The organism is Azohydromonas caseinilytica, assembly GCF_012927045.1.
Taxonomy (GTDB): Bacteria; Pseudomonadota; Gammaproteobacteria; order Burkholderiales; family Burkholderiaceae_C; genus Azohydromonas; species Azohydromonas caseinilytica.
Genome location: NZ_JABBFW010000004.1, coordinates 328,628 through 355,065 on the forward strand (window position 1 = coordinate 328,628; position 26,438 = coordinate 355,065).

27 protein-coding genes are annotated in these 26,438 nt (G+C 68.6%); 19 read left to right on the forward strand and 8 right to left on the reverse strand.

Going from position 1 to position 26,438, the window contains the following annotated elements; genetic code table 11:
- Positions 1-39: 39 nt before the first annotated feature.
- Together HHL10_RS08515 and HHL10_RS08520 are read left to right on the forward strand one after the other, a co-directional pair.
- The gene (locus HHL10_RS08515) at positions 40-1,236 is read left to right on the forward strand and encodes an MFS transporter (protein WP_169159916.1); all 1,197 of its coding nucleotides are present in this window, start codon (positions 40-42) and stop codon (positions 1,234-1,236) included.
- Positions 1,237-1,317: 81 nt separating this feature from the next.
- The gene (locus HHL10_RS08520; protein WP_169159917.1) at positions 1,318-1,878 is read left to right on the forward strand and encodes an IS1096 element passenger TnpR family protein; all 561 of its coding nucleotides are present in this window, start codon (positions 1,318-1,320) and stop codon (positions 1,876-1,878) included.
- A gap of 1 nt (position 1,879) precedes the next feature.
- Here the strand turns inward: HHL10_RS08520 and HHL10_RS08525 are convergent, their stop codons facing one another.
- From HHL10_RS08525 to HHL10_RS08545, 5 genes are read right to left on the reverse strand one after another with little or no spacing between them, the layout of a single operon-like run.
- A complete protein-coding gene (locus tag HHL10_RS08525) occupies positions 1,880-2,818 on the reverse strand; it encodes an alpha/beta hydrolase (protein ID WP_169159918.1) in 939 nt (312 codons plus the stop codon).
- A gap of 1 nt (position 2,819) precedes the next feature.
- Positions 2,820-3,689, reverse strand: coding sequence for a hypothetical protein (locus tag HHL10_RS08530; protein WP_169159919.1), 870 nt, complete (start codon positions 3,687-3,689; stop codon positions 2,820-2,822).
- Positions 3,690-3,735: 46 nt separating this feature from the next.
- A complete protein-coding gene (gene lpoB / locus HHL10_RS08535) occupies positions 3,736-4,362 on the reverse strand; it encodes a penicillin-binding protein activator LpoB (RefSeq protein ID WP_169159920.1) in 627 nt (208 codons plus the stop codon).
- Positions 4,363-4,391: 29 nt separating this feature from the next.
- Entirely contained in the window at positions 4,392-4,784 is a 393-nt protein-coding gene (locus HHL10_RS08540) for a YcfL family putative periplasmic lipoprotein (protein WP_169159921.1), read from the reverse strand.
- A gap of 28 nt (positions 4,785-4,812) precedes the next feature.
- Positions 4,813-6,390 carry a COG3014 family protein gene (locus HHL10_RS08545; RefSeq protein ID WP_169159922.1) on the reverse strand — a complete coding sequence of 526 codons (1,578 nt, stop codon included), beginning with the start codon at positions 6,388-6,390 and terminating at the stop codon, positions 4,813-4,815.
- A gap of 173 nt (positions 6,391-6,563) precedes the next feature.
- On the opposite strand from HHL10_RS08545, the gene HHL10_RS08550 reads away from it, so the two are divergent.
- From HHL10_RS08550 to HHL10_RS08575, 6 genes are all read left to right on the forward strand, one after another.
- The gene (locus HHL10_RS08550; RefSeq protein ID WP_169159923.1) at positions 6,564-8,381 is read left to right on the forward strand and encodes a serine hydrolase domain-containing protein; all 1,818 of its coding nucleotides are present in this window, start codon (positions 6,564-6,566) and stop codon (positions 8,379-8,381) included.
- Between the two features lie 29 nt (positions 8,382-8,410).
- Positions 8,411-8,743: a chorismate mutase gene (locus HHL10_RS08555; protein ID WP_205832952.1), complete on the forward strand. Its 333-nt coding sequence runs from the start codon at positions 8,411-8,413 to the stop codon at positions 8,741-8,743.
- A 36-nt stretch (positions 8,744-8,779) separates the two neighbouring features.
- Positions 8,780-9,271 carry a GNAT family N-acetyltransferase gene (locus HHL10_RS08560; protein ID WP_169159924.1) on the forward strand — a complete coding sequence of 164 codons (492 nt, stop codon included), beginning with the start codon at positions 8,780-8,782 and terminating at the stop codon, positions 9,269-9,271.
- Entirely contained in the window at positions 9,268-9,540 is a 273-nt protein-coding gene (locus tag HHL10_RS08565) for a hypothetical protein (protein WP_310734556.1), read from the forward strand. The genes HHL10_RS08560 and HHL10_RS08565 overlap by 4 nt, the downstream gene beginning before the upstream one ends.
- Positions 9,541-9,784: 244 nt before the next feature.
- Entirely contained in the window at positions 9,785-10,090 is a 306-nt protein-coding gene (locus HHL10_RS31325; RefSeq protein WP_169159960.1) for a peptidoglycan-binding domain-containing protein, read from the forward strand.
- 125 nt (positions 10,091-10,215) lie between these two features.
- Positions 10,216-11,352: a hypothetical protein gene (locus tag HHL10_RS08575; protein WP_169159925.1), complete on the forward strand. Its 1,137-nt coding sequence runs from the start codon at positions 10,216-10,218 to the stop codon at positions 11,350-11,352.
- Positions 11,353-11,516: 164 nt separating this feature from the next.
- Here the strand turns inward: HHL10_RS08575 and HHL10_RS08580 are convergent, their stop codons facing one another.
- Positions 11,517-12,224: a pseudouridine synthase gene (locus tag HHL10_RS08580; RefSeq protein ID WP_169159926.1), complete on the reverse strand. Its 708-nt coding sequence runs from the start codon at positions 12,222-12,224 to the stop codon at positions 11,517-11,519.
- 129 nt (positions 12,225-12,353) lie between these two features.
- On the opposite strand from HHL10_RS08580, the gene HHL10_RS08585 reads away from it, so the two are divergent.
- The 4 genes from HHL10_RS08585 to HHL10_RS08600 are packed head-to-tail and all read left to right on the forward strand — an operon-like array spanning position 12,354 to position 14,995.
- Complete coding sequence (locus HHL10_RS08585) at positions 12,354-13,064, forward strand: ABC transporter permease (RefSeq protein ID WP_169159927.1); 711 nt, start codon at positions 12,354-12,356, stop codon at positions 13,062-13,064.
- Entirely contained in the window at positions 13,061-13,825 is a 765-nt protein-coding gene (locus HHL10_RS08590; protein ID WP_169159928.1) for an ABC transporter ATP-binding protein, read from the forward strand. Before HHL10_RS08585 ends, HHL10_RS08590 begins: the two co-directional genes overlap by 4 nt.
- A complete protein-coding gene (locus HHL10_RS08595) occupies positions 13,816-14,661 on the forward strand; it encodes an ABC transporter substrate-binding protein (protein WP_375138946.1) in 846 nt (281 codons plus the stop codon). Before HHL10_RS08590 ends, HHL10_RS08595 begins: the two co-directional genes overlap by 10 nt.
- 4 nt (positions 14,662-14,665) lie before the next feature.
- Positions 14,666-14,995 carry a cupin domain-containing protein gene (locus HHL10_RS08600; protein ID WP_169159929.1) on the forward strand — a complete coding sequence of 110 codons (330 nt, stop codon included), beginning with the start codon at positions 14,666-14,668 and terminating at the stop codon, positions 14,993-14,995.
- Positions 14,996-15,002: 7 nt separating this feature from the next.
- Here the strand turns inward: HHL10_RS08600 and HHL10_RS08605 are convergent, their stop codons facing one another.
- Both HHL10_RS08605 and HHL10_RS08610 read right to left on the reverse strand, forming a co-directional pair.
- Positions 15,003-15,515, reverse strand: a complete 513-nt coding sequence (locus tag HHL10_RS08605; RefSeq protein ID WP_169159930.1) for a GNAT family N-acetyltransferase — start codon at positions 15,513-15,515, stop codon at positions 15,003-15,005.
- 124 nt (positions 15,516-15,639) lie between these two features.
- The gene (locus tag HHL10_RS08610) at positions 15,640-16,758 is read right to left on the reverse strand and encodes a substrate-binding domain-containing protein (protein WP_169159931.1); all 1,119 of its coding nucleotides are present in this window, start codon (positions 16,756-16,758) and stop codon (positions 15,640-15,642) included.
- Between the two features lie 130 nt (positions 16,759-16,888).
- On the opposite strand from HHL10_RS08610, the gene HHL10_RS08615 reads away from it, so the two are divergent.
- The 7 genes from HHL10_RS08615 to HHL10_RS08645 all read left to right on the forward strand — a co-directional run bounded on the left by HHL10_RS08615 (position 16,889) and on the right by HHL10_RS08645 (position 25,746).
- Positions 16,889-19,066, forward strand: coding sequence for a TonB-dependent receptor family protein (locus HHL10_RS08615; RefSeq protein WP_169159932.1), 2,178 nt, complete (start codon positions 16,889-16,891; stop codon positions 19,064-19,066).
- Positions 19,067-19,188: 122 nt separating this feature from the next.
- A complete protein-coding gene (locus tag HHL10_RS08620) occupies positions 19,189-19,983 on the forward strand; it encodes a quinoprotein dehydrogenase-associated SoxYZ-like carrier (RefSeq protein WP_169159933.1) in 795 nt (264 codons plus the stop codon).
- Entirely contained in the window at positions 19,980-21,035 is a 1,056-nt protein-coding gene (locus HHL10_RS08625; RefSeq protein ID WP_169159934.1) for a quinoprotein relay system zinc metallohydrolase 1, read from the forward strand. Before HHL10_RS08620 ends, HHL10_RS08625 begins: the two co-directional genes overlap by 4 nt.
- A 140-nt stretch (positions 21,036-21,175) precedes the next feature.
- Positions 21,176-22,915 carry a PQQ-dependent methanol/ethanol family dehydrogenase gene (locus tag HHL10_RS08630; RefSeq protein ID WP_169159935.1) on the forward strand — a complete coding sequence of 580 codons (1,740 nt, stop codon included), beginning with the start codon at positions 21,176-21,178 and terminating at the stop codon, positions 22,913-22,915.
- A 291-nt stretch (positions 22,916-23,206) separates the two neighbouring features.
- Positions 23,207-23,758 (forward strand): PEP-CTERM sorting domain-containing protein, encoded by a 552-nt coding sequence (locus HHL10_RS08635; protein WP_169159936.1) that lies wholly within the window; start codon positions 23,207-23,209, stop codon positions 23,756-23,758.
- Positions 23,759-24,003: 245 nt separating this feature from the next.
- Entirely contained in the window at positions 24,004-25,326 is a 1,323-nt protein-coding gene (locus tag HHL10_RS08640; RefSeq protein WP_169159937.1) for a DUF6861 domain-containing protein, read from the forward strand.
- A 3-nt stretch (positions 25,327-25,329) separates the two neighbouring features.
- A complete protein-coding gene (locus tag HHL10_RS08645; protein ID WP_169159938.1) occupies positions 25,330-25,746 on the forward strand; it encodes a hypothetical protein in 417 nt (138 codons plus the stop codon).
- Positions 25,747-26,438: the final 692 nt, after the last annotated feature.

Here is a 26,438-nt window from a genome sequence, read left to right on the forward strand (position 1 = left end):
CGACGTGGCTCATGCGCTTCCCGCATAAGCTGCCGCCCCATGGCCTCGACCCCGACCTTGCTTGCCGCCGCCGAAGCGCCCGTGCCGCGGCGCATCCTGCCCGTGATCACCGTGTCGCAGTTCGCCGGCACGTCCTTGTGGTTCGCCGTCAATGCCGTGATGCCGGAGCTGCAGCGCGAGCTGGGCCTGCCGGCGTCCGCCGTGGGCAGCCTCACTTCTGCGGTGCAGCTGGGCTTCATCGCCGGCACGCTGGTGTTCGCGCTGCTGGCCATCGCCGACCGCTGGTCGGCGCGGGCGGTGTTCCTGCTGTGCGCGCTGGCCGGCGCGGCCTGCACGGTGCTGGCGGCCACGCTGCCGCCGTCGTGGACGCTGCTGCTGGTGCTGCGCGCGCTCACCGGCTTCTTCCTGGCCGGCATCTACCCGGTGGGCATGAAGATTGCGGCCAGCTGGTACACGCGCGGGCTGGGCAACGCGCTGGGGCTGATGGTGGGCGCGCTGATGCTGGGCACGGCCGCGCCGCACGCGCTGCGCGCCCTGGGTACGCACTGGCCCTGGCAGCAGGTGATGTGGGCGGTGGCGGCGCTGGCCGCCGCGGGCGGGCTGCTGCTGTACGCGCTGGTGCCCGACGGCCCCGGCGCACGCAAGCCGGCCGGGCTGCACTTCACCGGGCTGGCCTGTATCTGGCGCGACGCGAAGGTGCGGGCTTCGGTCGGCGGCTACTTCGGTCACATGTGGGAGCTCTACACCTTCTGGGTGCTGGTGCCGGCCATCGTCGGCACGCGGCTGGCGGGCAGTGCCCAGTCCTGGGGCTCGTTTGCCGTGATCGGCCTGGGCGCGGTCGGCTCGGTGCTGGGCGGGCTGGCGGTGCGGCGCGTGGGCAGCGCGCGGGTGGCCGGCTTCTTCATCGCCGGCAGCGGCGCGTGCTGCCTGCTGGCGCCCTGGGCGCTGCACGCCGGCGACGTGGTGTTCGCGCTGTGGCTGCTGGCCTGGGGTTTCACCGTCTCGCCGGACTCGCCCCAGTTCTCGGCGCTCACCGCGCTCAACGCCCCGCGCGAGGCCGTGGGCAGCGTGCTGACGCTGGTGAACTGCATCGGCTTCTCCATCTCGGTGCTGAGCATCGAGCTGTTCGTGCGGCTGGCGCAGACGCTGCCGCTGGAGCGGCTGCTGCCCTGGCTGGGGCTGGGGCCGGTGGTGGGGTTGGTGCTGCTGCGGCCGTTGCTGAAGAGCAGGGCCTGAGCGCCGTTCCGGCCTTGGCTTCGCGCCGAAATCGCGGCACGGTGCCCAGGCCCGTGGCTGGGCGTTGAAAGGAGCAGACAGATGGCAACCCGCAAATCCGGCACATCCGGCAAATCCACCGCGCGGCCCGTGGGCGGCCCGGCGCATCTCTACACCCTGGAGGTGTTCCTCATCAGCGGGCCCATCCAGGACAGCTTCCTGGAAAAGAACGAGGTCATCTCCCGCACCCTCCAGATCCGCGGCGACCAGACGCTGCAAGCGCTGCACCAGGCCATCTTCGAGGCCTTCGACCGGGACGACGAGCACATGTACGAGTTCCAGGTCGGCGGCAAGGGCCCCATGGACCCCAAGGCCCGGCGTTACGTCCTGTCCCTGGCGATGGACAACGATCCCGGCCCCGGCAAGCCGGCCGGCGACGTGGAGCGCACCACGGTCGGCGCCCTGGGCCTGAAGCTCGACGACGCCTTCGGCTACTGGTTCGACTTCGGCGACGACTGGTGGCACCAGATCAACGTGGTCGGCCTGGACGAGAAGCCCGGTGACGGTCCCTATCCCCGGGTGATCCAGCGCGTCGGCGACAGCCCGCCGCAGTACGCGGATTGGGATGAGGAGGACGAAGACGAGGACGGCGAAGGTCGCTGACTCAGGGACGGAAGCACGCCCCCGGCCAGCGCCCACCCTCGCGCGCCAGCCGCTCCAGCCAGGCCCAAACACTCTGCAGATGGTCGCGCCCGGACGCGCGCAGCTCGTGGTCCGCATCGGGAAAGGCCAGCGCGCAGTAGCCCCCGGCGCGGTGCCGGGCCGCGTCGGCGAACTCGGCGTAGGCCTGCGGCGGCATCAGCGCGTCGCGGCCGCCCCAGGCGTGCAGCAGCGGGCGCGGGTCGGTGAGCAGCGGCTGGCGCAGCCGCCAGTGGCGCAGGTCGCGCCAGTAGCGCAGGTGCCGGCCGTGCTGCACGGCGTCCGGCGGGTCTGAAGCCTCGGCCTGGGCCATCAGCGCACCCCAGGCGGCGGAAGCGTCCAGGCGCTCGGCCTGCAGCCGCCCGGCCACGGCCGGGTCCAGCCCGGCATGGCCGGCCATCACCAGCAGCGTCGCTTCGGGAAACGCCGCCGCCAGCCCGGGCAGCAATTCGGCGCCTTCGGACAGCCCCGCCAGCACCAGCGGCAGCGGTGCGGGCTGACGCTGCAGCGCCTGCGCCGCGAGCTGGCGTGCCCGATCCAGCCAGGCGCCCAGGCGGTCGGAGCGGATGAAAGCCTCGGGGCAGGGCGACCCGGCCGTGCCCGGCCCAGGGGCCGGAAGGAGATGGGGCTTCTGCAGCAGCAGCACCTCGGCATGCAGCAGCCCGGCGGCGAGCCGGTCGGCCGAGGGAGCGAGGGAGTGGCAGCCCGAGCCCGGCACCAGCAGCACGCGGTAGCGCGCGGGCGGCAGCAGGGCCGGGCGGGCCAGTACCTGGCCGAGGTCCGGCTGCCCATGCAGCACGGTGAAGCGCGGCGCCTCCTGTGCGGTGGCAGCGCCGGGCGGCAGCGCGGCCAGGGCCAGCGCCGCCAGCAGCCGCCGCGCACGGCGGCGCAGCGGCTGGGGCATGTCAGCGCAGCACCGTCACCGGCTCGCTGTTGCGCACCGGCACGGCCGGCGGCACCGTGCCCGGGGGCAGGGGCTGCAGGTCGGCGCCGGGGCGCAGCTGGCGCGACAGGCCCGGCTCGGCCAGGCCGATCTGCTCCGAGAACTGGCTGAACACGTTGCCCGCCAGCGAGCGCGAGGCGTCGCGGATCACCTGGCCGCGGTTGGGCGGCAGGATGTCGCCGCGGCTGGACAGCAGCTTGGTGTCCGAGCCCGCGCCCTGCGCCGAGAACGAGGCCTTGATCTCCTGCGTGCGCGTGTGGATCAGCGAGAAGTCCGCCACCACGTCCAGCGTGAAGACGTGGCTGGCGTTGCTCGTGCCCTGGATCGGCGAGAGCGAGTCGCGGAACTGCAGGCTGGTGAGCGTGCCGAACAGCACGTAGTCCGCGCCGGCGAACTCGCCCTTGCGGATGCGCGCCACGATGTCGTGCACCTGCGGCTGGCGCACCGGCTTGGCCATCTGGCCGGTCTGCAGCTGGTTGAGCACCTGCTCGGCCTTGGTCGGCTGGGGCTCGCCCGCGTCGAAGGCCTTGGCCTGCACCAGGCGGAAGGTGGTGCCGCGCAGCAGCGCGCTGCGGATGTCGTTGGAGAACGAGCCCAGCTCGCGCTGCTGCACGTAGCTGTAGCGGCCGGCCACGTAGGCGCCGCTGCTCTGCCCGGTGGCCGCCACCGAGGTGGCGTTGGCATTGAGCGTGCTGCGCTGCTGGTGTGTGCCGGCCTCGAAGTACTCGGCCACTTCCTGGGTGTAGGCCAGGTCGGTGACGGCGATGCGCGGCTGCGCCAGCGCGCTGCCGCAGGCCAGCGCCAGGGCCGCGCTGTACAGGATGCGTTTCATCAGGAGGGTGCTCCCCGGGTCGGAAGGGAAAGGCGGTGGGCGCGGCTCAGCGCTTGGTGGTCTTGCGGATTTCCTTCTCGTCCTGCCACTCAATGGTGCCCTCCTGCACGTCGAAGAGCTTGAGCGTGAACTTGTAGTAGACGTCCTTGGTGGCGGCGTTCTGCTTGACGATGCTGGTGAGCTCGCCCTCGACGCTGTACTTGGCCGCCGTCATCTGCCCGACCTTGGCGGTGGTGTTCTGCTTGTACAGGCCGCTCTGGTTCTGGCGCGTGAGCTCGTCCACGCCGGCCTGCATCTCCTGGATCGAGCGCGTGAAGCGCACCTTGCCCGACTTGACCAGCGCGGTCTGGATCGAGTTCATGACGTTGGTGGTGTCGATGTACTCGCTGGTCTTGTTCTTGACGGTGGAGATCGTCACCGTGGGGCGGCCCTGGAAGATGCCCGCCTCCAGCAGGCTGCCGGTCATCTTCTCCGCGATCATCTGCAGGTCGGTGGAGCCGAACTCGTTGGTGACGAGCTCGACGGACTTGGCGTCGCCGTAGTTGGTGGTCTGGCGGTCGAAGCGCACCACGGGCGAGGACACGGTGTTGCAGCCGGCGGCGGCCAGCAGCGTGGCGGCGGCCAGCGTCCACAGGGGCAGGCGGCGCGCGGCGGTGAGGGCGGAAGCTTTCATGGATCGTTGGGGAGCGGGACTGAAGGGGCTCATTCGACGTTGAACTCGATGCGGAAGTCGGCGGCGGCGGGCGAGGGCGCCACGGCCTTGACGGGCTGCAGCTGCTGGCCCAGCAGCGACAGCTGCTTCCAGCCTTCGCCGTCGCCGACCTGCATGCCGCCGCCGTCGAGCCAGCGGAAGCGGTAGTAGACGAAGCGGTCGCGCCGCTCGGGGTTCTGGAAGTCGGCCTCGACCACCAGCATGTCGTTGCGCCGGGCCATGCGGATCTCGGCCACGCGCACGCTCTTGAGGTCGCCGCGCGTGGCCAGCTTGGACAGGATCGCGGGCGACATGCCCTGGGCATCGGACTGGGCCACGGCGGGCAGCGCCGCCGTCAGCAAAAGCGCGGCACACAGGCCGGCCGCGCGCAGTGCGTGGATCATGGGTTTCCTTGGACTAAAGAGAAGAGGTTCAGTCCGGCGAGGGGCCCGAGCGCTGGGCCGCCGGAGCGGCGGGCGTCGCGGCGGGCGCCGGGGCCGGCTGGGCGGCGGGAGCGGGCTTCGCCGCCGCCTTGGGCGCCGGCCTGGCCTGCGAGCGGGTGCCGCGCGCGTCCTTGGGCGTCGCCGACACCGGCACGGCGGCCGCGGCCGGCACTGGCACGGCCTGCGCCGGCGGCAGCTGGCCGAAGCTGGCGACCTGGCCCACGCTCACCGCCGCGCCCTGCACCGACACCGGCACCAGCGCGTACTGACCCGAGACCTTCACCGTGGCGCCCGAGTCGCGGCCGTCGACGAGCAGCCGGTGCTCGCCCTCGGGCAGGTAGCCGCGGGCCACCGAGACCACGCCCGGCAGCGTGCGCCACATGCGGTCGTCGGCCTGCTCGGTGGCGACGGCGGCGACCGCAGCCAGCGCGCCCAGCAGCACGCCGCCGCGCTTTTGCGCCTCGTTCTGCATCACGCCCTTGGCCAGGGCGCGCGTGACGCCGCGCAGCACCGTGCCGGGCATCTCGTCGGCCAGCGCGCGCCGGGCCATCAGGTTCATGTCCACCACCGTGGCGGGCTTGAGCGCGGCCTCGCCCACGCCCAGCTCCGCCGGGCCCGGCTGGCGCGCGGCCTCGATGACGGGGTAGGACACGCTCACGGTGTTGATGCGCCCGGCGATGGGCACCGGCACGGTGAAGCCTTTGGGCTTGCGCGCCGGCGCCTCGCCTGACTCGATGACGAACAGCACGTCCGTCATGCGCTGCTTGCGCCGGTGCGTGAAGCTCGTGCGCTTGTCCAGGCCGGCGAGGCCTTCCTCCAGCAGCGGCGTGTCGGGCTGCAGCTCGGCGGCCTTGCGGTAGCCCGGCGCGGCCAGGCCGGGCTCGTTGAGCACCTCGTACAGGAAGCCGGCCAGGTAGTGGCTCAGCGCGTTCTGGTAGCCGTTCTTGAGCTTGAGCACGTCGGGGTCGTTGAGCGACTCCACCGGGTAGCCGTCGAGCGTCTTGAAGCTGGTCTGCGCGCCCTTGCTCTTGGCCTCCTCCTCGGCGGCGGCCAGGTCCTTGGCGCGGAACTCGGCGATGACGGCCTCGCGCTCGTGGGTGCGCTTGATGTCCACGCGCGCGCTGTCCCAGTCACTGAGCGCGATGCGGTTGAGCGCCAGCCGCGTGGTGAGCCAGACCTTCTCGTAGTCCTGGCCCTCGTAGGGCTTGAGCCGTTCGCTGATCAGCGCCGCGCCGACGTTGCCCAGCAGCTTGGACGGATCGGTCTTGGCCGTGTTCTCCCACTCGGCAACCTTGGCATCGGCCTGCAGCCAGGCGGCGGTGCTGTCCTGGTAGCGGCGGTCCTGGCGCAGCAGCTCGCCGCGCTCCAGGTTGTAGAGCAGGGCCGCGCGCGCCTCGTCGCTGGTGGCCGAGGCTTCCAGCTCCTTCAGCGCCGCCGCCGGTCCGCCCGCGCGCTGCGCGCTCTGCACCTTGCCGGCCAGCTCGTCATGGCTCTTCATCGCCGCGCAGCCCGTCAGCAGCGCCACCATCAGGACGCTCAGCCCTGAAACCCGGGTTCTTCCCCCCATCGCTCGCCTCCTGTTTTTCGAACATCAACTTACTTAATGAATCCAAAAGTTTCTTGACAAACGTCCGATAAACAAGATTGACATTGCGTGAGATCAACAGCCTTGCACGGCCCGCTGGTCGAATGCGCCGGCTCGTTCCACGCGCCAGCCTCTCCATCGCCACGCCGACCCCGATGCCTCAGCTCCGACGCCGCACCGCCCTCAAGTCCCTGTCCGCCCTGGCGCTGGCGCCGCTGCTGCCCGGCTGCGCCGGCGCACCGGAGCCGCCGCCCGCGCTGGCGCAGGGCGATGCCGAGGGCCTGGCGCGCTACCTGCGTGAGCGCATGGCGCGCGAGCTGCAGGCCGAGGGGGTGGCGGGGCTGAGCCTGGCCGTGGTGGACGACCAGCGCATCGCCTGGGCCCAGGGCGCGGGCTGGGCCGACCGCGAGCGCCGGGTGGCCGCCACGGCCGACACGCTCTACCGCGTCGGCTCGGTGTCCAAGCTCTTCACCACGGCCGCGGCGCTGCGGCTGGTGGCGCAGGGGCGGCTGGCGCTGGACACGCCGATCCAGGCGGTGCTGCCCGAGGTCGCCATCCGCTCGCGCTGGAGCCCCGTGGACATCACGCCGCGGCTGCTGATGACGCACCGCGCCGGCCTGCCGCGCGACCTGCTGCGCGGCATGTGGGGCGATCAGGTCGATGACTTCCGCGCGGCGGTGGCCGCCCTGCGCGACCTGGACCTGGCCGCGCCGCCGGGGCTGCTGATGTCCTACTCCAACCTGGGCTTCGACCTGCTGGGCGCGGCGGTGGAGCGCCGCGCCGGGATGCCGTTCGAGACCTGGGTGCGCCAGGGGCTGCTGCAGCCGCTGGGCATGGAGGGCGCCAGTTTCGAACTCGGCCTGTCGCCCTCGGCGGCGATGGCGCAGCCCCATGAGAAGGGCCGGCCCGCGCGCGAACCGAAGCTGCGCGACCTGCCGGCGGGCGGCCTCAATGCCAGCGTCTCCGACCTGGGCCGCTTCCTGATGCTGCTGTTCACCGCCGGGCGCGCCGGCGACCGGGAGCTGCTGCCGCCCCCGCTGGTGGCGGAGATGCTGCGTCCGCAGCACCCGGGCGCCGAGCTGGGCCTGGAGCAGCGCATGGGCCTGGGCTGGATGCTGGACGGCCCGGTATGGCTGCCCGTGCCCGGCGCCGGGCGGCTGGCGCACCACGGCGGCGCCACGCTGCACTACCGAGCGCACGTGCTGGCGCTGCCGGAGCACCGGCTAGGCGTGGCGGTGGCCGCCAACGACGCCGCGGCGGGCAAGCTCGTATTGCGCCTGGGCCTGGCCGCGCTGGAGGCGGCGCTGCAGGTCAAGACCGGGCTGCGACGCGCCGAGGCGGCTGCGCCGGCCAGGCCCGCCGAGGTGCCGATGCCGGCGCAGGCGCTGGCGGACTTTCCGGGCGACTACACCACGCTGGCCGGCCTGGTGCGGGTGCGCCGCGACGGCGAGCGGTTGCAGGCGCGGTTGCATGGCCAGGAATTGGCGCTGTTCGCCGGAGCCGACGGGGCGCTGCACCCGCGCTACGCGCTGCTGGGCTTGATCCCGCTGTCGCTGCCGGAGCTGGACGCGCTGGGCCTGGAGCGGCGCCGGTTGGCCGGGCGCGAGGTGCTGGTGGCGCGCCTCAACGGCAGCGAATTGCTGGCGGGCGAGCGCATCGAGCCCACGCCGCTGCCGCCGGCGTGGCGCCACTTGGCCGGCCGCTACGTGCCCAACGCGGCACCGGGCGAGACGCTGCTGATGGAAGCGGTGGAGGTGCTGGAAGAGGGCGGTTACCTGCTGGCGCGGGCGCATGTGCCGCGCTTCATGGACCAGCCCGCGCTGGGCGTGCTGCGCCCGCTGTCCGACACCGAGGCGCTGCTACTTGGCCCGCTGGCCGACGTGGGCGAGGTGGTGCGCCGCATCGACACCGGCGGCGATGGCGGGCCGGCTTTCAGCTTCTCGGGCTACCGCTTCCGCCGCGCCGAGGACTGAAACGAATCCGATTGGAGAAGCCCGTGGGCATGAATATGGAAAACGAATTCCGTGCCGTCGCGGACTGCGCCTCGCTGGAAGAGGTGCGCGCCCATATCGACCGCCTCGACCGCCAGATCGTGGCCTTACTGGCCGAGCGTGGCGGGTATGTGAAGCAGGCGGCGCGATTCAAGAAAAGCACCGACGACGTGAAGGCGCCCGCGCGCGTGGAGCAGGTGATTGCCAAGGTGACGGGGCTGGCGCAGGAACTGGGCGCGGACGCGGTGGTGGTGGAGAAGGTTTACAGGGCGATGATTGCGGGGTTCATCGAGGCGGAGTTGAGGGAGCATGCGGGGTTGGCGAGCGGCGCCTCCAAAGCTTGAACGCTTACCTCTTCAAAAGCTCAATGCCTGGCTGCGATGAATACCAAGAGATTCCAGCCTGATATTCATATTGAGGCCGCCCGGCCTGAGGACGCCGACACCATCAGCCGCCTCATCAAAAGCCTCTCCGGTGCCTTCACCCTTGACCCTGCCGGCCAGGGTGCCGAGGGTTTCATGAGCAGTATCAGCCCTGAGGCCATCCGCCGCTATATCGAGGCACCGAATTTCGCGTATTTCAAAGGCGTGGTGGACGGCGAACTGACCGGCGTGGTGGCGGTGCGCGATGGCAGCCACCTGTATCACCTCTTTGTGGACCAGAAATTCCAGGGCCGTGGGTTGGCGCGCGCGCTGTGGGCGCATGCTCGGGCCCATGCCGAGGCGGCTGGAAATACCGGGGGCTTCACTGTCAATGCCACACCCGTGGCCGTGCCGGTGTATGAACATTTCGGATTCAGAGCCACCGGCCCGCGCATGGAAACCATGGGCATTGCTTATGTGCCCATGCGGCTGGAAAGGGCCGCCAAATGACACTGGCCTGGTCCGTGGATTTGAACAAGGTGAATTGGCAAACCCTGTCCGACCTCTACCGTGCCGCGCCGCTGGGCGACAAACCACCCGAGAAATTGAAGACCGCCTTTTCCAACAGCCTGTTCCGCTGGTCGGGAGCCTTTCCACCGTTCCCTGGGATTCCGGAACATGCGCACGGCCATGGCGATTTTCGAGGACGAGTCCATGGCGCTGGAGCGGGGTTTCGTGGACGGGGATTGAGGGCTTGGCCAATGCTGAATGAACGCTAAATTGTAAATCCTAAACTAGTCTGGCGCCTCAGCAAATCAGGGTATGTCCTGTCGGCCAATCGAAATTTTTTGTCAATTTCATGAAAGGCGCATTACCCAGACTGGGCCGAGTCAGTACGGTGCTCGTATGCCGATCGGTACAGCGGTAGGGTGCCGCCCGCTCCGTGCCAAGCTTGATCGCTTTATCGCAGTTAGGGTTAATTCGGGCCAAGCGTCATGGATCATGTCATTGCGCCGAAAACGCATGGTTTTGAGTCGTAGAGGTTTGCTGATAAACCGTGACACCGTGAAAGCGATCCAGCTTCCACTCATTAACAAGGGATTCATCCCTGGAGAGGTGGACGGCATATGGGGACGAAGAACTATCGCGGTTGTCAAGGATTTTCAAGCCGCCGCCGGACTGGATATGGGTGGGATTGTCGGTCCTAAAACTTCGGCTGCACTGTGTGGCGGCATGACGGTGTCGCCCCAGGCCCCCTGTTGCCCTGGCTGGCTGCGGCGGAAAACCTGCTCAATACCAAAGAAATACTGGGATTGCTTGGTTAGTTAGTGAGTGGAAAACCCGGTATCGGCATTCTTCTAATGTGCATATCGCTAACTTGAATGCTGCTTGCGTCGGGTTTGAGGGTTGTAAGGTGGATGCTTGTGATTTATTTCAAATATGTGGAGAAGCGAATGAAAAGCATGTCAATCAGGATTTTGTGTGTTGCGGTTTTTGCAACAATCTCAGGGTGTGCAAACTTCAACACGGCTTTTCGCGACCTTGATGTTGACAGCGGTAAAGGGGCCATGATCGACATCAAGCAGCGTGCTGTGCTTGTATCAAAGCGAAGCGATAAAGTTGTGAATCAAGGGAGAATGGAAACCGTTTCACGAACTGTGGTGTGTGCTGAGCCGAGCCCCGATGCATTGTCTGCATATGCTGCTGAGTTAGCTGGAAAAGTAGACAGTCCTTCTAAAGTTTCTGCTCAACTTGGTGCCTCTTTTCAAGAGGGTGCCTCTTATATTGGGTTGCGCACCCAGAGCATTCAGTTGCTCCGTGATTCCTTGTACAGGTTGTGCGAGGGCTATATGAGCGGCGCGCTGGATACCGAAGAATACAGTTTGCTTGCCAGGCGCTATCAAAAATACATGCTCGCCTTGTTGGCTATTGAGCAGTTGACAGGTGTCATCAAGGTGCCGCCAGTTTCAATCAACACTTCCGGTCAAGCGGATGCCGCCAAATCCTTGTCGGTATTGAGATCGGAAGAGGCAAAATTAGATGATGCAATAAAAGCTCAAGATGAAAATATTGTTAAGGCCGGTCTTGGTGAGGACGAGAAAAAGAAAATTTCTAATGACATAGTTCGTTTAAAAGGCGACAAGAAAGTCATTCAGGATGCAATCGCCAATGCAAAAGATTTGGCGGTTAATGGCGCTTCCGTCGTTGCTGTCCATGGTATAGGTATGCCAAGCCAGAGAAGTGATGACCATGTGAAAGCAGTGGCTAGCACAGTTGGAAACATCGTATCTTCCTTCGTTGCTATTGACGATTTCCCCCAGCTTTGTTTTTCCCATTTGAAAAGCGTGCCGGTAGGGTTTGCGCAAGACCAGCTTACGCCATTGCAGGCCGCTTGTCTCTCTCGAATTCAAAGCGGTAATGAAGCACTCAAGGTGGAGATGAAGGCTATCCAGCAGATGATTTCGTCTGCGGATTCCAAGACTGAGAGTGGCAGAAAAACAATTCAAGCGGCGGCTAGTAGGGCGGCTGATATGGTAAAGGCTGCGGGTCTGCTGAGTGTCAGAAAAGATTTGAGCTTGCCAACCGACTGAAAGAAAAGACGCAGTGCTTAAGTTGTGAGCTGTTGTCGTCGCACTTCGAAATGAATAAATAGATTCCCGCTTTCGCGGGATTGGTGTCGTTATTGCTTGGGGCCTGTGTATTGGTACGACATCAGTTCTGAATAACCGTTGGGGCGGCGATGAACGTGTTGGGTTCAACCCACCTTCAACCCCAACGCCTCCCTTTCCTGCGCCTCCACCCAGCGCCACTTCCCCGGCGCCAGCCCGCCCAGCGTCAGCCCGCCCATCGCGCTGCGGTGCAGCGCTTCCACCCGGTTGCTCACGGCGGCAGCCATGCGCTTGACCTGGTGGTACTTGCCTTCGGTGAGCGTCAGGCGCAGGGAGCGCTCGCCGGTGGCCTCGCAGGCGGCGGCGCGCACGGGGGCGGGGTCGTCGTCCAGCACCACGCCGGCCAGCAGACGCTGCACCTGCGCCTCGTCCACCGGGTGTTTCAGCGTCACCTCGTAGACCTTGGGCACGTGGTGCTTGGGCGAAGTGAGCTTGTGCAGCAGCGCGCCGTCGTCGGTCAGCAGCAGGAAGCCGGTGGTGTCCTCGTCCAGGCGGCCCACGGGCTGCACGCCGCGGGTGCGCAGCGGCGGCGGCAGCAGGCTCATCACGCTGGGGTGATGCTTGGGCTTCATCGAGCACTCGTAGCCGGCGGGCTTGTGCAGCAGCACCAGCGCCTTGTCGAAATAGCGCCAGGGCTCACCGCGCACGCTGAAGCTGAAACCTTCGGTGGGGAAGTCGGCGTCCGGGTCGTCGATGACGCGGCCCTCCACCTCGACCAGTGCGGAATAGATCAGCCCGGCGCACTCGCGCCGCGTGCCGAATCCCTGGGAGAAAAGAATTTGTGCCAGTCGCATGCGCGGCACTGTAGCCGCCGCGACCTATGCACTTGGCGACATATGGCCGGGGCTTGAGGCGGCGCGGACAATTCCGGCCGCGCGCGGTACGAGGGCGCACTGGTTTCGCGCAATCCCCGGAAGTAGTAGATGAATGGTTTCTCCGAGTCCCTGCAGGCGGCCGCCGCCCTCATCGGCCACGCCGACGCCCGGCTGTGGCAGGTGGTGCTGCTGTCGCTGGCGGTCAGCGGCATGGCCAGCGCGCTGGCCGCGGTGCTGGGGCTGCTGGGCGGCGCCTGGCTGGCGGTGAGCCGCTTCCCCGGGCAGCGCGCCGTGCTGCTGCTGCTCAACACGCTGCTGGCGCTGCCGCCGGTGGTGGTCGGATTGACCGTGTACCTGCTGCTGTCGCGTTCCGGGCCGCTGGGGAGCTACGGGCTGCTGTTCACGCCGGGGGCGATGGTGGTGGCGCAGACGGTGCTGGTGCTGCCGCTGGTCATGGCGCTCACGCGCCAGCTGGTGGCCGACGCCATGCGAGGCAACGGCGAGCAGTTGCGCTCCATGGGCGCCGGGCCGCTGCAGAGCGCGCTGCTGCTGCTGGTGCACGAGCGCATGGCGCTGCTGACGGTGCTGCTCACGGGCTTCGGCCGCGCCATCAGCGAGGTGGGGGCGGTGATGGTCGTGGGCGGCAACATCGACGGCATCACCCGCGTCATGACCACCGCCATCGCGCTGGAGACCAGCAAGGGCGACCTGGCCCAGGCGCTGGCGCTGGGCCTGCTGCTGCTGGCGGTGGTGGCGCTGGTGAACCTGCTCATCGCGCTGCTGCGCCGGCTGCAGCCCGTGGAAAGCCTGGCCCGATGAACGCGCCGCTGCATCTGGAGCGGCCGGTCCTCGCCACGGCCCGGGCTGCCGAGACGCCCCTGATCGAGCTGCGCCAGGCCGGTGTGTGCTTCGCGGGCCACGAGGCGCTGCAGCCGCTGGACCTGCATGTGCACGCGGGCGAACGCATCGTGCTGCTGGGCGCCAACGGCAGCGGCAAGACCACGCTGCTGCGCCTGCTGCACGGGCAGCTGCACTGCAGCAGCGGCGAGCGCCGCGTGCCGCGCGACGCGCAGGGGCGCGAGCCGCAGCAGGCGATGCTGTTCCAGCGCCCGTTCCTGCTGCGCCTGTCGGTGTGGCGCAACCTGCTGCTGGCGCTGTGGCTGGCGGGCGTGCCGCGCGCCGAGCGGGCCGAACGCGCGGCGCGGGCGCTGGCGCGCGTAGGGCTGGAGGAGCATGCGCAGCGCCCCGCGCGCGTGCTCTCCGGCGGCCAGCAGCAGCGCCTGGCGCTGGCGCGGGCCTGGGCGGTGCACCCGCAAATCCTGTTCCTGGACGAGCCCACCGCCAGCCTGGACCCGGCCGCCAAGCGCGAGGTGGAGGCGCTGGTGCTGGAGTTCGCCGCCGAGGGCATGACGGTGCTGATGAGCACCCACAACCTGGGCCAGGCCAAGCGCATGGCCACGCGCGTGATCTACCTGGAGGACGGCCGCCTGGTGGTGGACCGGCCCGTCGAGCGTTTCTTCAACGACCCGCTGCCGCCCGAGGCGGCGCTCTTCCTGAAAGGCGAATTGCCATGGCATTGATGAACCCCACCCGCCGCCTGGCGCTGCGCAGCCTGATCGGCGCGACGGTCCTGCTCGGCGCCCTGGGCGCGGCACAGGCGCAGCAGGCGCCGTTCATCGTGATGGCCTCCACCACCTCCACCGAGCAGTCGGGCCTGTTCGGCCACCTGCTGCCGGCCTTCACCAAGGAAACCGGCATCGCGGTGCGCGTGGTGGCGCAGGGCACCGGCCAGGCGCTGGACATGGCGCGCCGCGGCGACGCCGACATCGTGTTCGTGCACGACCAGCCGGCCGAGGAGAAGTTCGTGGCCGAAGGCTTCGGCCTCAAGCGCCAGGCCGTCATGTACAACGACTTCGTGCTGGTCGGCCCCAAGGCCGATCCGGCGCATGTGGCGGGCAAGGACGTGGCCGCCGCCATGGGCAAGCTGGCCGCGGCCGGCGCCCCGTTCATCTCGCGCGGCGACAAGAGCGGCACGCACGCGGCCGAGCTGCGCTTCTGGAAGCTGGCCGGCGTGGACGTCGCCGCCAGCAAGCCCGCGGGCTACAAGGAATGCGGCTGCGGCATGGGCCCGGCGCTCAACATCGCCGCCTCCAGCGGCGCCTACGTGCTGGCCGACCGCGGCACCTGGCTCAGCTTCAAGAACCGCGGCGACATGAGCATCCTGGTCGAGGGCGACAAGAAGCTCTTCAACCAGTACGGCGTGATCGTGGTGAACCCCGCCAAGCATCCGCATGTGAAGGTGAAGGAGGCGCAGCGCTTCGCGGACTGGGTGGTGTCGCCCGCCGGGCAGGCCAGCATCGCCAGCTACAGGATCAACGGCGAGCAGCTGTTCTTCCCGAACGCGCAAGGCCAATGAGGCCATGAGCGGCGGCCCGATCGGCAACCTGTTCGCCTCGCTGCCGCAGCACCCGGCCAGCGAGGTGTTCGACACGCTGCTGGATCACGACAGCGTGCGCATCGAGCGCATCGTCTCGCAGGGCCACACCGCGCCGGCCGAGGGCTGGTTCGACCAGGACGAGCACGAATGGGTGCTGGTGCTCGAAGGCGCGGGGCGGCTGCTGTTCGAGGACGGGCGCGAGGTGGAGCTGCGCCGCGGCGACCATCTCCACATCCCGGCCCATGTGCGCCACAAGGTGAGCTGGACCGACCCGCAGCGGCTCACCGTGTGGCTGGCGGTGTTTTACGCCTGAGGTCGGCTCAGCCCGTCGCCTCGAACGCCGGGTGGAACACCACCGTCCCGCTGGCCCGCGTCGGCCCCAGGGGCAGGGACATGAAATATTCCGGCGGCACGCCGGGCAGCTGCAGCGCCGCCTCGGCCCTGAAGCCGAAACGCGCGTAGTAGCCCGGCTCGCCCACCAGCACACAGCCCTGCGCCCCGAGCGCCCGCAGGCGCTGCAGCCCTTGGGTGATGAGCGCGCTGCCGATGCCTCGGCGCTGCAGCTTCGGCGCCACCGACACCGGCCCCAACCCGTACCAGCCCAGGCTGCCGTCCGACACCGTCACCGGCGAGAAGGCGACGTGGCCGACGATGCGGCCGTCCGCTTCTTCCGCCACCAGCGACAGCGCGAGCGCCCCGGCGCGGCGCAGCGCCGCAACGATGAAGGCTTCCGTCTGGCGGCTGTGCGGGTGGTGCTCGAAGGCGGCGCGCGTCACCGCGGCAATGGCGTCCTCGTCGCCGGGGCGCTCGTCGCGCAGGGTGAAGGCGGTCATGGCGTTCTTCCGCGTCGCTTTGGAGGGTGGGGGTCTCAATGTCCGCGATGCCATGCCGTTAAGGGGCCAGCGGGCCCGCCTTGCCCGGCCTGGTCGCGATCCGGGCCCGGGCCGGCTCAGCGCGTCAGGCCGTCGCCGCCTTCTTCGCCGTCCTGAAATGCCACCACGGCAGCGCCTTGGTCAGCGACAGCACCCGGCCCGCGTCGGGGGCGGCGTAGCCGGGGAGGGCCTGCAGCGCGGCGGGCCACTCGGGGCTTTCCAGCACCGCGCGCAGCGCGCGCACCGGAGCGCTCTCCAGCGCGTCCTTCAGGCACACGAGGAAGTAGTCCTCCTCGATCAGCGGCACGAAGTCCAGGCCGAACTCGCGCGCCGCGGCCTCGATGCCCGGGCCCACGTCGGCCTGCCCGCCGGCGATCGCCGCCGCCACCGCCAGGTGCGAGTCCTCGGGCCGCGCCAGGTAGCCCTCGATGGTGGAGGCCTCCACGCCGGCGCCCTGCAGCAGGTGGTCCATCAGCAGCCGCGTGCCCGAGCCGGGCTGGCGGTTGACGAAGCGCAGGCCCGAGCCGGGCAGGTCGGACACCGACAGCCGGCGCTGCGTGGCGCCGCTGGGACGCAGCATCAGGCCCTGCTGGCGGCGCAGGCAGCCGATGAGCTTGTGCACGCCCGGCTTGAGCAGCGGCTTCAGCGCGCCGGCGAACACCGGCGAGCCCTCGGGCAGCGCCGGCACGTGGAAGCCCGCCACCGTGCAGCGGCCCTGCGCCAGCGCGCGCAGCGCGTCCACGCTGCCGGCAAAGCGCAACCCGATGTGGAGCTGGCGCTGCTGGGCCAGCTCGCGCAGCAGCGGCAGGCCCAGGTCGTGGCTGGCGAAGACCTCCAGCACCAGTTGCCCGCCGTCCAGCGCCTGCGCCAGCACATGCTCCAGCTCCGCGCGCAGCGCCTCGATGTGCGGCGTCATGCGCGTGCGCGCCTGGCGCTCGGCGGCCAGCAGGCGCTGGGCGAAGGGCGTGAGCCGCGCGGCCTGGCCCTGCGTCCAGTGCACCAGCGGCTCGCCCATGACCTGCTCCCAATGCTTGAGCGAGCCCCACACATGGCGGTAGGACGCGCCCATGGCCGTGGCCGCATGGCGGATGGAACCGTGCTCCTGCAACCTGTTGAGCAGGTCGAACAACGGGTTTTCGACTTCCGGCCCGCGCTGGCCGCGGGACTCGAAGCTGTACTGCAGATGGATGCCGCGCGTTTGCATAGGCGCGCGATGGTAGCGGGCGCGATTGCTCCAAAGCGGCACAAAAGCCACAGGGGTTTGTGCCGGCTTGGCAGGGGCCGCCTCAACCGCTCTGATCGCGCCTGCGTTTTCGACCCCGCTTTCCCAGACCATGAACATCCGAGTTTTCCCGCTGACCCCTCGTTTGCGCCCGTGCGTGCTGGCCTGCGCGGCGGCGCTGCTGTCCCTGGGCGCTGCGGCGCAGCAGGGCGCCAGCGCGCAGGAGGGCGGGGCGGCGGCGCCGGGCGAGCCGGCGCAGGTAGTGGTGACGGGCTCGGTGCGCGAGCGCGTCGCGGCCGAGGTGCCCTATGCCATCGGCGTGGTCGGCCGCGAGGAGCTGCGCGCGGCCGGGCCGATGATCAACCTCTCCGAGGCGCTGTCGCGCGTGCCGGGGCTGATCGTCAACAACCGCAACAACTACGCGCAGGACCTGCAGGTCAGCTCGCGCGGCTTCGGTGCGCGCGCCACCTTCGGCGTGCGCGGCCTGCGCCTGTACAGCGACGGCATTCCCGCCTCCATGCCCGACGGGCAGGGGCAGGTGTCGCACTTCGACCTGGCCGGCGCCTCGCGCATCGAGGTGCTGCGCGGGCCCTTCTCGGTGCTCTACGGCAACAGCTCCGGCGGCGTGATCGCCCTGTTCAGCGCGCCGGTGCGCGAGCGCCAGGGCGAGGTGGCGCTGGACGTGGGCAGCGACGGCCTGCGCCAGCTGCGCGGCAGCGTGGAGGCGCCGCTGGGCGGCGGTTTCGATTTGCGCGTCAGCGGCACCACCATGCAGTACGACGGCTTCCGGCCCAACATGGAGGCGCGCCGCCGCACGCTCAACGCCCGGCTGGGCTGGCAGGGCGAGAGCGACCGCGTGATCGTGCAGGCCGGCTACTTCGCGCAGCCGGCGCAGGACCCGCTGGGGCTGACGGCCGCCCAGTTCGCGGCCGATCCCTACCAGACCACGCCCGAGGCGCTGGCCTTCAACACCCGCAAGGACGCCGACCAGACGCAGCTGGGCGCGAGCTGGAAGCACAGCTTCGGCGAGGGCGCGCTGCGCGACAGCCAGGTGGCGGTCTACAGCGGCCGGCGCAGCGTGACGCAGTGGCAGGCCATCCCGGTGGGGGCACAGACCTCGCCGCGCAGCGGGGGCGGCGTCATCGACTTCGACCGCGACTACCGCGGTGTCGATGCCCGGCTGCGCTGGGGCTGGGACAAGCTGGACCTGCTCACCGGCGTGGCCGTGGAGACTCAGGAGGACGACCGGCGCGGCTACCAGAACTTCATCGGCACCGGCGCCGGGCAGCAGCTGGGGGTGACCGGCGCGCTGCGCCGCGACGAGCGCAACCGCGCCACCACGCGCGACGTCTACGCGCAGCTCGACTGGAGCATCGCCCCCACGCTCACGGCCAGTGCCGGCGTGCGCAGCGGCGAGGTCAAGCTGCGCACGCGCGACAACTACATCCGCCCCGGCAACCCTGACGACTCGGGCGACCTTTCCTTCAACTACACCAACCCGGTGCTGGGCCTGCGCTGGCAGGCGCTGCCCTCGCTGCAGCTGCACGCCAGCGCGGCGCGCGGCTTCGAGTCGCCCACGCTCACCGAGCTGGCCTACCAGCCCGGCTCCAACGCCGCCGCGGGCTTCAACACCGCGCTGCAGCCGCAGACCAGCCGCCAGTTCGAGCTGGGCGCCAAGTGGCGCGCGCAGCCCTGGGAAGTGGACGCCGCGCTGTTCCGGGCCGACGTGGACGACGAGATCAGCGTCGCCAGCAACACCGGCGGGCGTGCCAGCTACAAGAACGTGGGCCGCACCCGGCGCCAGGGCGTGGAGCTGTCCACCACCTGGCGTCCGCAGGCGGCGTGGCGCGCGCAGCTCGGCCTGACCTACCTGGACGCCAGCTACCGCGATCCCTTCCTGACCTGCGTGGGCACCTGCGCGGCGCCCACGCTGCCGGTGGCCGCGGGCAACCGCATCGCCGGCACCCAGCGCACCAGCGCCTTCGGCGAGGTGGCCTGGCGCGACGCGGGCCTGGGCGAGTGGGCGCTGGAGGCGCGCGCGCTGGGCCGCACCGCGGCCAACGACGTCAATGACGAGTTCGCGCCCGGTTTCGTGGTCACCAACCTGCGCTGGGCCAAGAGCTGGCCGATGCAAGGCGGGCGCAAGGTCGAGCTGCTGGCGCGCGTGGACAACCTGGCCGACAAGGCCTACGCCGGCAGCGTGATCGTCAACGAGGGCAACCGCCGCTACTACGAGACCGCCGCGCCGCGCAGCTTCCTGCTGGGGGTGCGGGTGTATGGGGGGTTTTGAGGCGATGCCGGGCGGCTGAGGCACCGCCTTTCCCTTTGCCATAGACCTTGCTCCACCCTGGAGCACCGCCCGGGTTGTCCCGGAATGGCGGTTGATTGGGCCTGCGCGGCACAGTCAACCCCATGAAAAGACGTCATGCGATGGGCGGGGTGCTGGCTGCGCTGGCGGCCCCGTGGGCCGTGTCGGCGCCGGCCGCGAATGCCCAGAAGGACCCGCTGAACTCGATGCAGTGGGAGGACATCCGGCGCGAGTTCCTGGGCCAGGCGCCGGTGGTGTTCGACGAGCGCGTGCAGGTCAGCGGCCCGGCCTTCGCCGAGGACCCGATGGCCGTGCCGGTGAGCGTGTCGGCGCTGGGGCTGCGCGACGTGACGCAGATCACCGTCATCGTGGACCGCAACCCCATCCGCAAGGTGCTGGACTTCTATCCGCGCCAGGCGCTGCCGGCACTGAGCTTCAGGTTCAAGCTGGAGCAGGCCAGCCCGGTGCGCGCGGCGGTGCGCACGGCCGACGGCGTGTGGCACGTGGGCGGCACCTGGGTCGAGTCCAGCGGCGGCGGCTGCACGGTGCCGGGGGCCACGCGCTCGGACGGCAGCTGGGCGCGCACGCTGGGGCAGGTCAGCGGCGCGCTGTTCGAGAGCCCGCTGCAGCGCGAGGCTACGCGGCTGCGGCTGCGCGTGATGCATCCCATGGACACCGGCCTCGTGGCCGGCGTGCCGGCCTTCTACCTCAACCGCCTGGCCGTGCTGGACGAGGCCGGGCGCGAACTGCTGTTGTTCCACGGCCACGAGCCGCTGAGCGAGAACCCGGTGCTGAGCTTCGAGCTGCCCGGGCGCGAACAGGCGTCGCTGCGCGTGCGCGGCAGCGACAACAACGGCAACCGCATCGACGCGGCCATCGGCCGCCGCCTGCTGCCATGAAGCGCTTGAGAACCCTTTGCGCCGCCGCGCTGCTGGCGCTGGCCGGCACCGCCCCGGCCGCGCCCGCTGCCAGGCCCGACATCGCCAGCCTCGACTACAAGCTGCAGGCCCGCGCGCTGGCGCCGGGCGTGTGGGTAGTGGAGGGCGCCAACGCCGACTTCGAGCCGGCCAACGGTTGCAACATCATCAACACCGGCTTCATCGCCACCGGCGCGGGCGTGCTGGTCGTCAACACCGGCCCCTCGCTGAAGTACGGGCAGCAGCTGCGCGCGCTCATCGAGCGCACCGCCGGCGAGCCGGTGAAGCAGGTCATCCACCTCAACCTGCATCCCGACTACTTCCTGGGCAACCAGGCCTTTGCCGACGTGCCGCGCCTGGCCACGCCGGTCACGCGCGCGGGCATGGCGCGCGAGGCCACGGCCTACGAGGACAACCTCTACCGGATGTGCGGCGACTGGATGAAGGGCACGCAGGCGCTGCTGCCCGACGCGGACATCGCGCCCGGCACGCTCAGGCTCGGCCAGCGCGAGTTCGAGCTGCGCGAGTACCAGGGCCACACCGACAGCGACCTGGTGCTGGTGGACCGCGCCAGCGGCGTCGTCTTCGCCGGCGGGCTGGTGTTCGTGCAGCGCATCCCGACCACGCCGCACGCCCGCCTGCCCGAATGGCAGCGCAGCCTGCAGGCGCTGGAGCAGCAGTTGCCGCCGCAACCCGACCCCGGCGCACCGGCCGCTGGCAAGGGCCTCGCGGCGCTGGTGCCCAGCCACGGGCCGGTGCGCGCCGACACCGCCGGCATCGTCATGACGCGGCGCTACCTGGACTGGCTCGACGCCACGCTGCAGCGTGCCGCCACGCAGGGCCTGGAGATGAGCGAGCTGCTGCGCCAGCCGCTGCCCGCGGAGTTCGACGGCTGGGCCGCGCGCGCCACCGAGTACACCCGCAACGTCGTGCACCTGTACCCGCGCTACGAGCAGGCCGCGCTGCTGCCGGCCTGTGACAGCAAGGCGCGCGCGGGCTGTGCGAACCTGGGACAGCTTGCGGACAAACCCTGATTTTGAGGGGCCTTTCGGGCGTCCGGCAGCCCGTCTGGAGCTTGACGGCGCGGTGGCACGCTTGTTGCGCAAGCAGCCCCGCGCACAGCGGCTGCAACACCCGGTCGCCACAAACCGCATCCATTCACGAAGGAGACAACATGCGCTTCAAGATGCTCACCACGCTGGTCGCCCTGGCCATGGGCTCGATGGCTGCCCAGGCCGCCGTGACCGACAAGATGATCCTGGACGACGCCAAGACCACGGGCGACGTCCTGTCCTGGGGCATCGGCACGCAGGGCCAGCGCTACTCGCCGCTCAAGCAGATCAACGCCTCCACCATCGGCAAGCTCGCGCCGGTGTGGTCCTTCTCCTTCGGCGGCGAGAAGCAGCGCGGCCAGGAGTCGCAGCCGGTGATCCATGACGGCGTCATGTTCGTCACCGCCTCGTACTCGCGCATCTACGCGCTGGACACCAAGACCGGCAAGAAGCTGTGGAAGTACGAGCACCGCCTGCCCGACGGCATCATGCCCTGCTGCGACGTGATCAACCGCGGCGCCGCGCTCTACGACAACCTGGTGATCTTCGCCACGCTGGACGCGCAGCTCGTGGCGCTGGACCAGAAGACCGGCGACGTGGTGTGGAAGGAGAAGATCGACGACTACAAGGCCGGCTACTCGGCCTCGGCCGCGCCGCTGATCGTCGATGGTCTGCTGCTCACCGGTGTCTCCGGCGGCGAGTTCGGCGTGGTGGGCCGCGTCGAGGCGCGTGACGCCAAGACCGGCCAGCTGGTGTGGACCCGTCCGACGGTGGAAGGCCACATGGGCTACCGCTACGACAAGGACGGCAACAAGATCGAGAACGGCCTCTCCGGCACGCAGGGCAAGAGCTGGCCCGGCGACCTGTGGCAGACCGGTGGCGCCGCCACCTGGCTGGGCGGCACCTACGACCCGCGCACCGGCCTGGCCTACTTCGGCACCGGCAACCCCTCGCCGTGGAACTCCAACCTGCGCAAGGGCGACAACCTGTTCTCGTGCTCGACGGTCGCGATCGACATCAAGACCGGCCAGATCAAGTGGCACTACCAGAACACGCCCAACGACGGCTGGGACTTCGACGGCGTCAACGAGTTCGTGACCTTCGATGACGGCGGCCGCATCCTGGGCGGCAAGGCCGACCGCAACGGCTTCTTCTACGTCAACGACGCCAAGACCGGCCAGCTCGTCAACGCCTTCCCCTTCGTCAAGAAGATCACCTGGGCCACCGGCATCGACCTGAAGACGGGCCGTCCCAACTACGTGCCCGAGAACCGTCCTGGCGACCCGACCGCCAGCCCCGACGGCAAGAAGGGCCAGACCGTCTTCGCCGCGCCGGGCTTCCTGGGCGGCAAGAACCAGATGCCGATGGCGTACTCGCCCGACACGAAGCTGTTCTACGTGCCGGCCAACGAGTGGGGCATGGACATCTGGAACGAGCCCATCACCTACAAGAAGGGCGCGGCCTACCTGGGCGCGGGCTTCACGATCAAGACCCTCAACGAGGACTACATCGGCGCGATGCGCGCCATCGATCCCAAGACCGGCAAGATCGCCTGGGAGGTCAAGAACAACGCGCCGCTGTGGGGCGGCGTGCTGACCACCGGCGGCAACCTGGTGTGGTGGGGCACGCCCGAGGGCTACCTGCAGGCCGCCGACGCCAAGACCGGCAAGGTGGTGTGGAAGTTCCAGACCGGCTCCGGCGTGGTGGCGCCCCCGGTGACCTGGGAGGACAAGGGCGAGCAGTACGTCGCGGTCGTTTCCGGCTGGGGCGGCGCGGTGCCGCTGTGGGGCGGTGACGTCGCCAAGCGCGTGAACTACCTGGAGCAGGGCGGCTCCGTGTGGGTGTTCAAGCTGATGAAGTAATCCAGAAGAAGCAACCGGGGTGGCCAGGCCGCACGGGTCAGCAATGACCGGCGAGCCCGGCTTTCAACCAGGGCTGGCGCCACGCGCCGCCCTGGTTTTTTGCTTTGGGGCCTTGCCATGGGCTGGCCGTCGTGGCCCGCCCAGGCAAACCGGGCGTCGAGGCGCTGTCGAGATTCTTTACACCGCGGGACGGGGCCGAAAAGAACTTGTTGAAAATCAAGAACTTGCCTGCTGGCGTGAAATATGCACGCTCTTTTCACGCGTTGAAACACGCTTGAGGAGGCAGTTCTTATGAAGAAGCGAGTCCTGGCGACTCTGCTGGCCACGGCACTTACCGCGGGCGGCGCCCTGGCGGCGCCGCTGATGGGCAGCACGGTCAGCTACCAGTACTACTACCCGACGCTCGACAGTCCCTACGCGGGCACGCCGAACGTCAACGGCAACTACGTCGTGGGCGAGGGCGACGAGATCCGTTCCCTCACTGACGCCGTCGGCTGGATGGACATCAGCGCCAACCAGATCCTGGTCCAGTTCAGCCACGGTTCGCGCTTCGGCGCAGCGGACTTCAGCGGCTGGGTGCTGTCCGACGTGTTCGGGACCATCGACAGCTTCATGTCCGTCAGCATCGACCCCTCCACCACCCTGGCCGGGATGACCAGCGAGCGGCTGAGCTTCACGGCCGACTCCATCAGCGTCAACTGGGGCGGGCTGATCTTCCAGGCCGGCGATCGTCTGGTGCTCAACGTCCTGACCCGCGGTGCCATCGCCGTGCCCGAGCCCGGCACGCTGTCGCTGATGGGCGTGGCGCTGCTGGGCATTGCCGCCGTGCGCCGCCGCGGCTGAACACGGCGCAGGGGTGGCCGCAACGCCGCGGACATCCCCAGGGAGGCGGACGCTCCGCCTCCCACCCTGAATCTTCCTTCGGCCCGCCTGTCATGGCTTCAGTCACTTCCGACGGGCGCCGGCCACCTTTAAGTTCTCTTCCGCGCACCAGCTCGCCCTGACGGGCCGGTGCCACGCGGCGCTCTCGGCCCCCGGCGTCGCCCGGCACGGGGCTGACATGCGGTGCGCCACGCATCGGAGGAGGCATGGCGATCTTCGGCACTCCCGGTGGTCTTTCGCAGCAGCCGCGCGGCCACGCCGGCTTCGGCCCGGTCGCGGCTTCCAGCCCGGGGCCGCTCCTCGGCACGGAAGCGGAGCAGCCGCTCTCGGCGCGCGTGCGTTGCGTGCGCGAGGCGTACACGCAGGCGCTCCTGCTGGCCCCGGCCGCCATCCAGCGCGAGACCGGCTACCGGCTTCAGGAGTTGCTCGACGGGCTGCTGCCGGGCCTGCTGCAGCTGCTCATCGTGCTGGTGGCCAGCACGATGCTGGGTAGCGCGGCGGGCGCGGCCCTGGGCGCGCTGGGAGGTGGCGTGGGGGCCTTGCCGGGGGCCGCGGTGGGAGCCCAGGCCGGGCTCGACCTGGGCGTGGCGCTGCTGGCCTGGCTGGGGCTGGGGACGCTGGCGCTGTCGATCGCCCAAGGCATCGGTCCGCTGTCGTCCCGCGTTGCACATGCCTTGGACTTGGCCTGGAACGCCGCGGGCAGCGGCGCGGAGTTCACCCGCATCCATGCGGCGGCCCAGGAGCTTGCGCAGGCGGTGGCCGAGCTGCTGCGGCTGGTGCTGATGGCCATCGTGGCCTACCTCGCCAAGGCGCCCACCCTGGCCGCCACGGCCCGCAGCGGTGGGTCGCTGGCCGAGCTGAGCGCGGTGCTGCGGCAAAGCCGGCTCGGCGCCGGGTTCGCGCAATGGGTGGAGGCGAATGCGGCGACGCTGATGAGCAATCCGAAGTTGCGGCCGAACAAAGCGTCCTCTTTTCCGTCAGCCTTATCGGATGCCGCTGACGGACGTCCGGGCATCACTGCCGAAGGCGGGAAGAAAACGGCATCTGCTGCCCCGCGCGGACCAGAGAAATCTGTAGATTTCACAGATGGTGTGCCGCTCGGCTCCAGGCGTGGTATCGCTCCCCCAGGGCTTGAACCCAAAGCCTTGCAATCCCCGGGCTGGCCCGACCTTCCAGCCTCTCATGCCGTGAACTTCAATACAGCCGAGCCCGTGGTGCTGAAGCCAGGTACCAAGCTCTATAGAGTCATTGATCAGAAATCCAATCCGGCTGGATCTTATTGGAGCGAAGAATTGCCACGGAGCCGGGCTCAATGGCGCAGCGATCTGGCAGTGAAAAATGATTGGAACAACAATGGCAGCTACGTCGAGTACACCGTTCCAGCCGGAGATGGTTTGAAAGTGTGGCGTGGCTCCGCCGCGGCGCAGTCGCTTGAAGGTACTGATCGCTATTTGCCCGGGGGCGGAACACAAGTCTGGATGCCTCCCGGTACGGTAGTGCCTTCCACTCCTCGGCCAACAGGATGGTGATATATGGAAAACAGTGCTTTGAGTGAGAAAGACCTGCTGGCTTTGCAGGCTTTAGTTCAACGTTTGATAACGGCGATTGAGCAAGCCGTCGCTGCTTATGCGGGGTTGTCTGCGCCACATGTCCAGCTTCGGGGCTGGAATTCGCCGGAGCCATGGATCGATCGCGTCATCCCAAACTTGCGTCAGAAAGCGGCCCACATTCCTTTCTCGCTGCAAGCCATGACTTCATACGATTTGAAGCCGGCCACGATGCTGAGTTCGGATCTCGTGGGCCTGGCCAAGGATCTTGAATTTGACACGAGTTGGATGCCGAATGCTCATCGTGAGGAAGTTTCTCGTGCCGTCGATGAGGTGGTCAACTTGGCCTCAAAAATATACCGCGCTGGCTACCATCAATTGAAGGCGTCCGGCCAGATTTAGCGGTCTTGCTTGCGGTGAGGTATTTGGATGTTGCGGGCTGGCATTGAGTATCGGCATTCGGGGCAGAAGAAACACCAATTCTTTCTAAGACTATGAGTTGCCACGAATATATTGATCATGTTCTTGCAAACTACTTCGCGACCAGTATTGGTCAATCCGAGGAAGAGGCCGTGGCTACACTGTGCCAACATATGGTACAGCATAAGAGGCTTGCTGAGGGCTTACGTGGCGATTTTCGGCTCGCGCTCGCAGACGGGGCTTACTCGTGGCGTGATGTGTTGGCGAAATACGATGTGTTTTATTTCGACGATGAGGCATCGGCCAGGGAATACGCGATCAGCATATTTTCCAGGTTATGAATTGCAGGGCGGCGCTTTAAAGAGGGCATGGTGCCGATCAATGAGCTGTTGAGCCAAGCCTTGATCGAATACACAGGCTTCGGTAGGGAAGCAGCACCCGGGTCTTATACGGAAAGGCTCTTGCAGAGTTGCAGCGGTCAAGGTGCCGCAATGGGGATCGAAATGGCAATCGCAGTGAAGCGGATACTGGCGGAGCTTGATTCCATCCTAAATCCGGCAGTTACCCCGTTGCCGGAAGGCCGGGAGGTACAGGAGAAGCGCGCAAGGACGGCGCGATGCGATCGCTGATGTAGTGCAGCATCGCGCCCCAGGGGTCGAGGTTGCTGAACTGCT

What these genes read in the sequence shown, in the direction of transcription:
- HHL10_RS08515 (WP_169159916.1), top strand. Translation starts at nt 40, where the DNA reads ATGGCCTCGACCCCGACCTTGCTTGCCGCCGCCGAAGCGCCCGTGCCG.
- HHL10_RS08520 (WP_169159917.1), top strand. Translation starts at nt 1,318, where the DNA reads ATGGCAACCCGCAAATCCGGCACATCCGGCAAATCCACCGCGCGGCCC.
- HHL10_RS08525 (WP_169159918.1), bottom strand. Translation starts at nt 2,818, where the DNA reads ATGCCCCAGCCGCTGCGCCGCCGTGCGCGGCGGCTGCTGGCGGCGCTG.
- HHL10_RS08530 (WP_169159919.1), bottom strand. Translation starts at nt 3,689, where the DNA reads ATGAAACGCATCCTGTACAGCGCGGCCCTGGCGCTGGCCTGCGGCAGC.
- lpoB (WP_169159920.1), bottom strand. Translation starts at nt 4,362, where the DNA reads ATGAAAGCTTCCGCCCTCACCGCCGCGCGCCGCCTGCCCCTGTGGACG.
- HHL10_RS08540 (WP_169159921.1), bottom strand. Translation starts at nt 4,784, where the DNA reads ATGATCCACGCACTGCGCGCGGCCGGCCTGTGTGCCGCGCTTTTGCTG.
- HHL10_RS08545 (WP_169159922.1), bottom strand. Translation starts at nt 6,390, where the DNA reads ATGGGGGGAAGAACCCGGGTTTCAGGGCTGAGCGTCCTGATGGTGGCG.
- HHL10_RS08550 (WP_169159923.1), top strand. Translation starts at nt 6,564, where the DNA reads ATGCCTCAGCTCCGACGCCGCACCGCCCTCAAGTCCCTGTCCGCCCTG.
- HHL10_RS08555 (WP_205832952.1), top strand. Translation starts at nt 8,411, where the DNA reads ATGAATATGGAAAACGAATTCCGTGCCGTCGCGGACTGCGCCTCGCTG.
- HHL10_RS08560 (WP_169159924.1), top strand. Translation starts at nt 8,780, where the DNA reads ATGAATACCAAGAGATTCCAGCCTGATATTCATATTGAGGCCGCCCGG.
- HHL10_RS08565 (WP_310734556.1), top strand. Translation starts at nt 9,268, where the DNA reads ATGACACTGGCCTGGTCCGTGGATTTGAACAAGGTGAATTGGCAAACC.
- HHL10_RS31325 (WP_169159960.1), top strand. Translation starts at nt 9,785, where the DNA reads ATGGTTTTGAGTCGTAGAGGTTTGCTGATAAACCGTGACACCGTGAAA.
- HHL10_RS08575 (WP_169159925.1), top strand. Translation starts at nt 10,216, where the DNA reads ATGAAAAGCATGTCAATCAGGATTTTGTGTGTTGCGGTTTTTGCAACA.
- HHL10_RS08580 (WP_169159926.1), bottom strand. Translation starts at nt 12,224, where the DNA reads ATGCGACTGGCACAAATTCTTTTCTCCCAGGGATTCGGCACGCGGCGC.
- HHL10_RS08585 (WP_169159927.1), top strand. Translation starts at nt 12,354, where the DNA reads ATGAATGGTTTCTCCGAGTCCCTGCAGGCGGCCGCCGCCCTCATCGGC.
- HHL10_RS08590 (WP_169159928.1), top strand. Translation starts at nt 13,061, where the DNA reads ATGAACGCGCCGCTGCATCTGGAGCGGCCGGTCCTCGCCACGGCCCGG.
- HHL10_RS08595 (WP_375138946.1), top strand. Translation starts at nt 13,816, where the DNA reads ATGGCATTGATGAACCCCACCCGCCGCCTGGCGCTGCGCAGCCTGATC.
- HHL10_RS08600 (WP_169159929.1), top strand. Translation starts at nt 14,666, where the DNA reads ATGAGCGGCGGCCCGATCGGCAACCTGTTCGCCTCGCTGCCGCAGCAC.
- HHL10_RS08605 (WP_169159930.1), bottom strand. Translation starts at nt 15,515, where the DNA reads ATGACCGCCTTCACCCTGCGCGACGAGCGCCCCGGCGACGAGGACGCC.
- HHL10_RS08610 (WP_169159931.1), bottom strand. Translation starts at nt 16,758, where the DNA reads ATGCAAACGCGCGGCATCCATCTGCAGTACAGCTTCGAGTCCCGCGGC.
- HHL10_RS08615 (WP_169159932.1), top strand. Translation starts at nt 16,889, where the DNA reads ATGAACATCCGAGTTTTCCCGCTGACCCCTCGTTTGCGCCCGTGCGTG.
- HHL10_RS08620 (WP_169159933.1), top strand. Translation starts at nt 19,189, where the DNA reads ATGAAAAGACGTCATGCGATGGGCGGGGTGCTGGCTGCGCTGGCGGCC.
- HHL10_RS08625 (WP_169159934.1), top strand. Translation starts at nt 19,980, where the DNA reads ATGAAGCGCTTGAGAACCCTTTGCGCCGCCGCGCTGCTGGCGCTGGCC.
- HHL10_RS08630 (WP_169159935.1), top strand. Translation starts at nt 21,176, where the DNA reads ATGCGCTTCAAGATGCTCACCACGCTGGTCGCCCTGGCCATGGGCTCG.
- HHL10_RS08635 (WP_169159936.1), top strand. Translation starts at nt 23,207, where the DNA reads ATGAAGAAGCGAGTCCTGGCGACTCTGCTGGCCACGGCACTTACCGCG.
- HHL10_RS08640 (WP_169159937.1), top strand. Translation starts at nt 24,004, where the DNA reads ATGGCGATCTTCGGCACTCCCGGTGGTCTTTCGCAGCAGCCGCGCGGC.
- HHL10_RS08645 (WP_169159938.1), top strand. Translation starts at nt 25,330, where the DNA reads ATGGAAAACAGTGCTTTGAGTGAGAAAGACCTGCTGGCTTTGCAGGCT.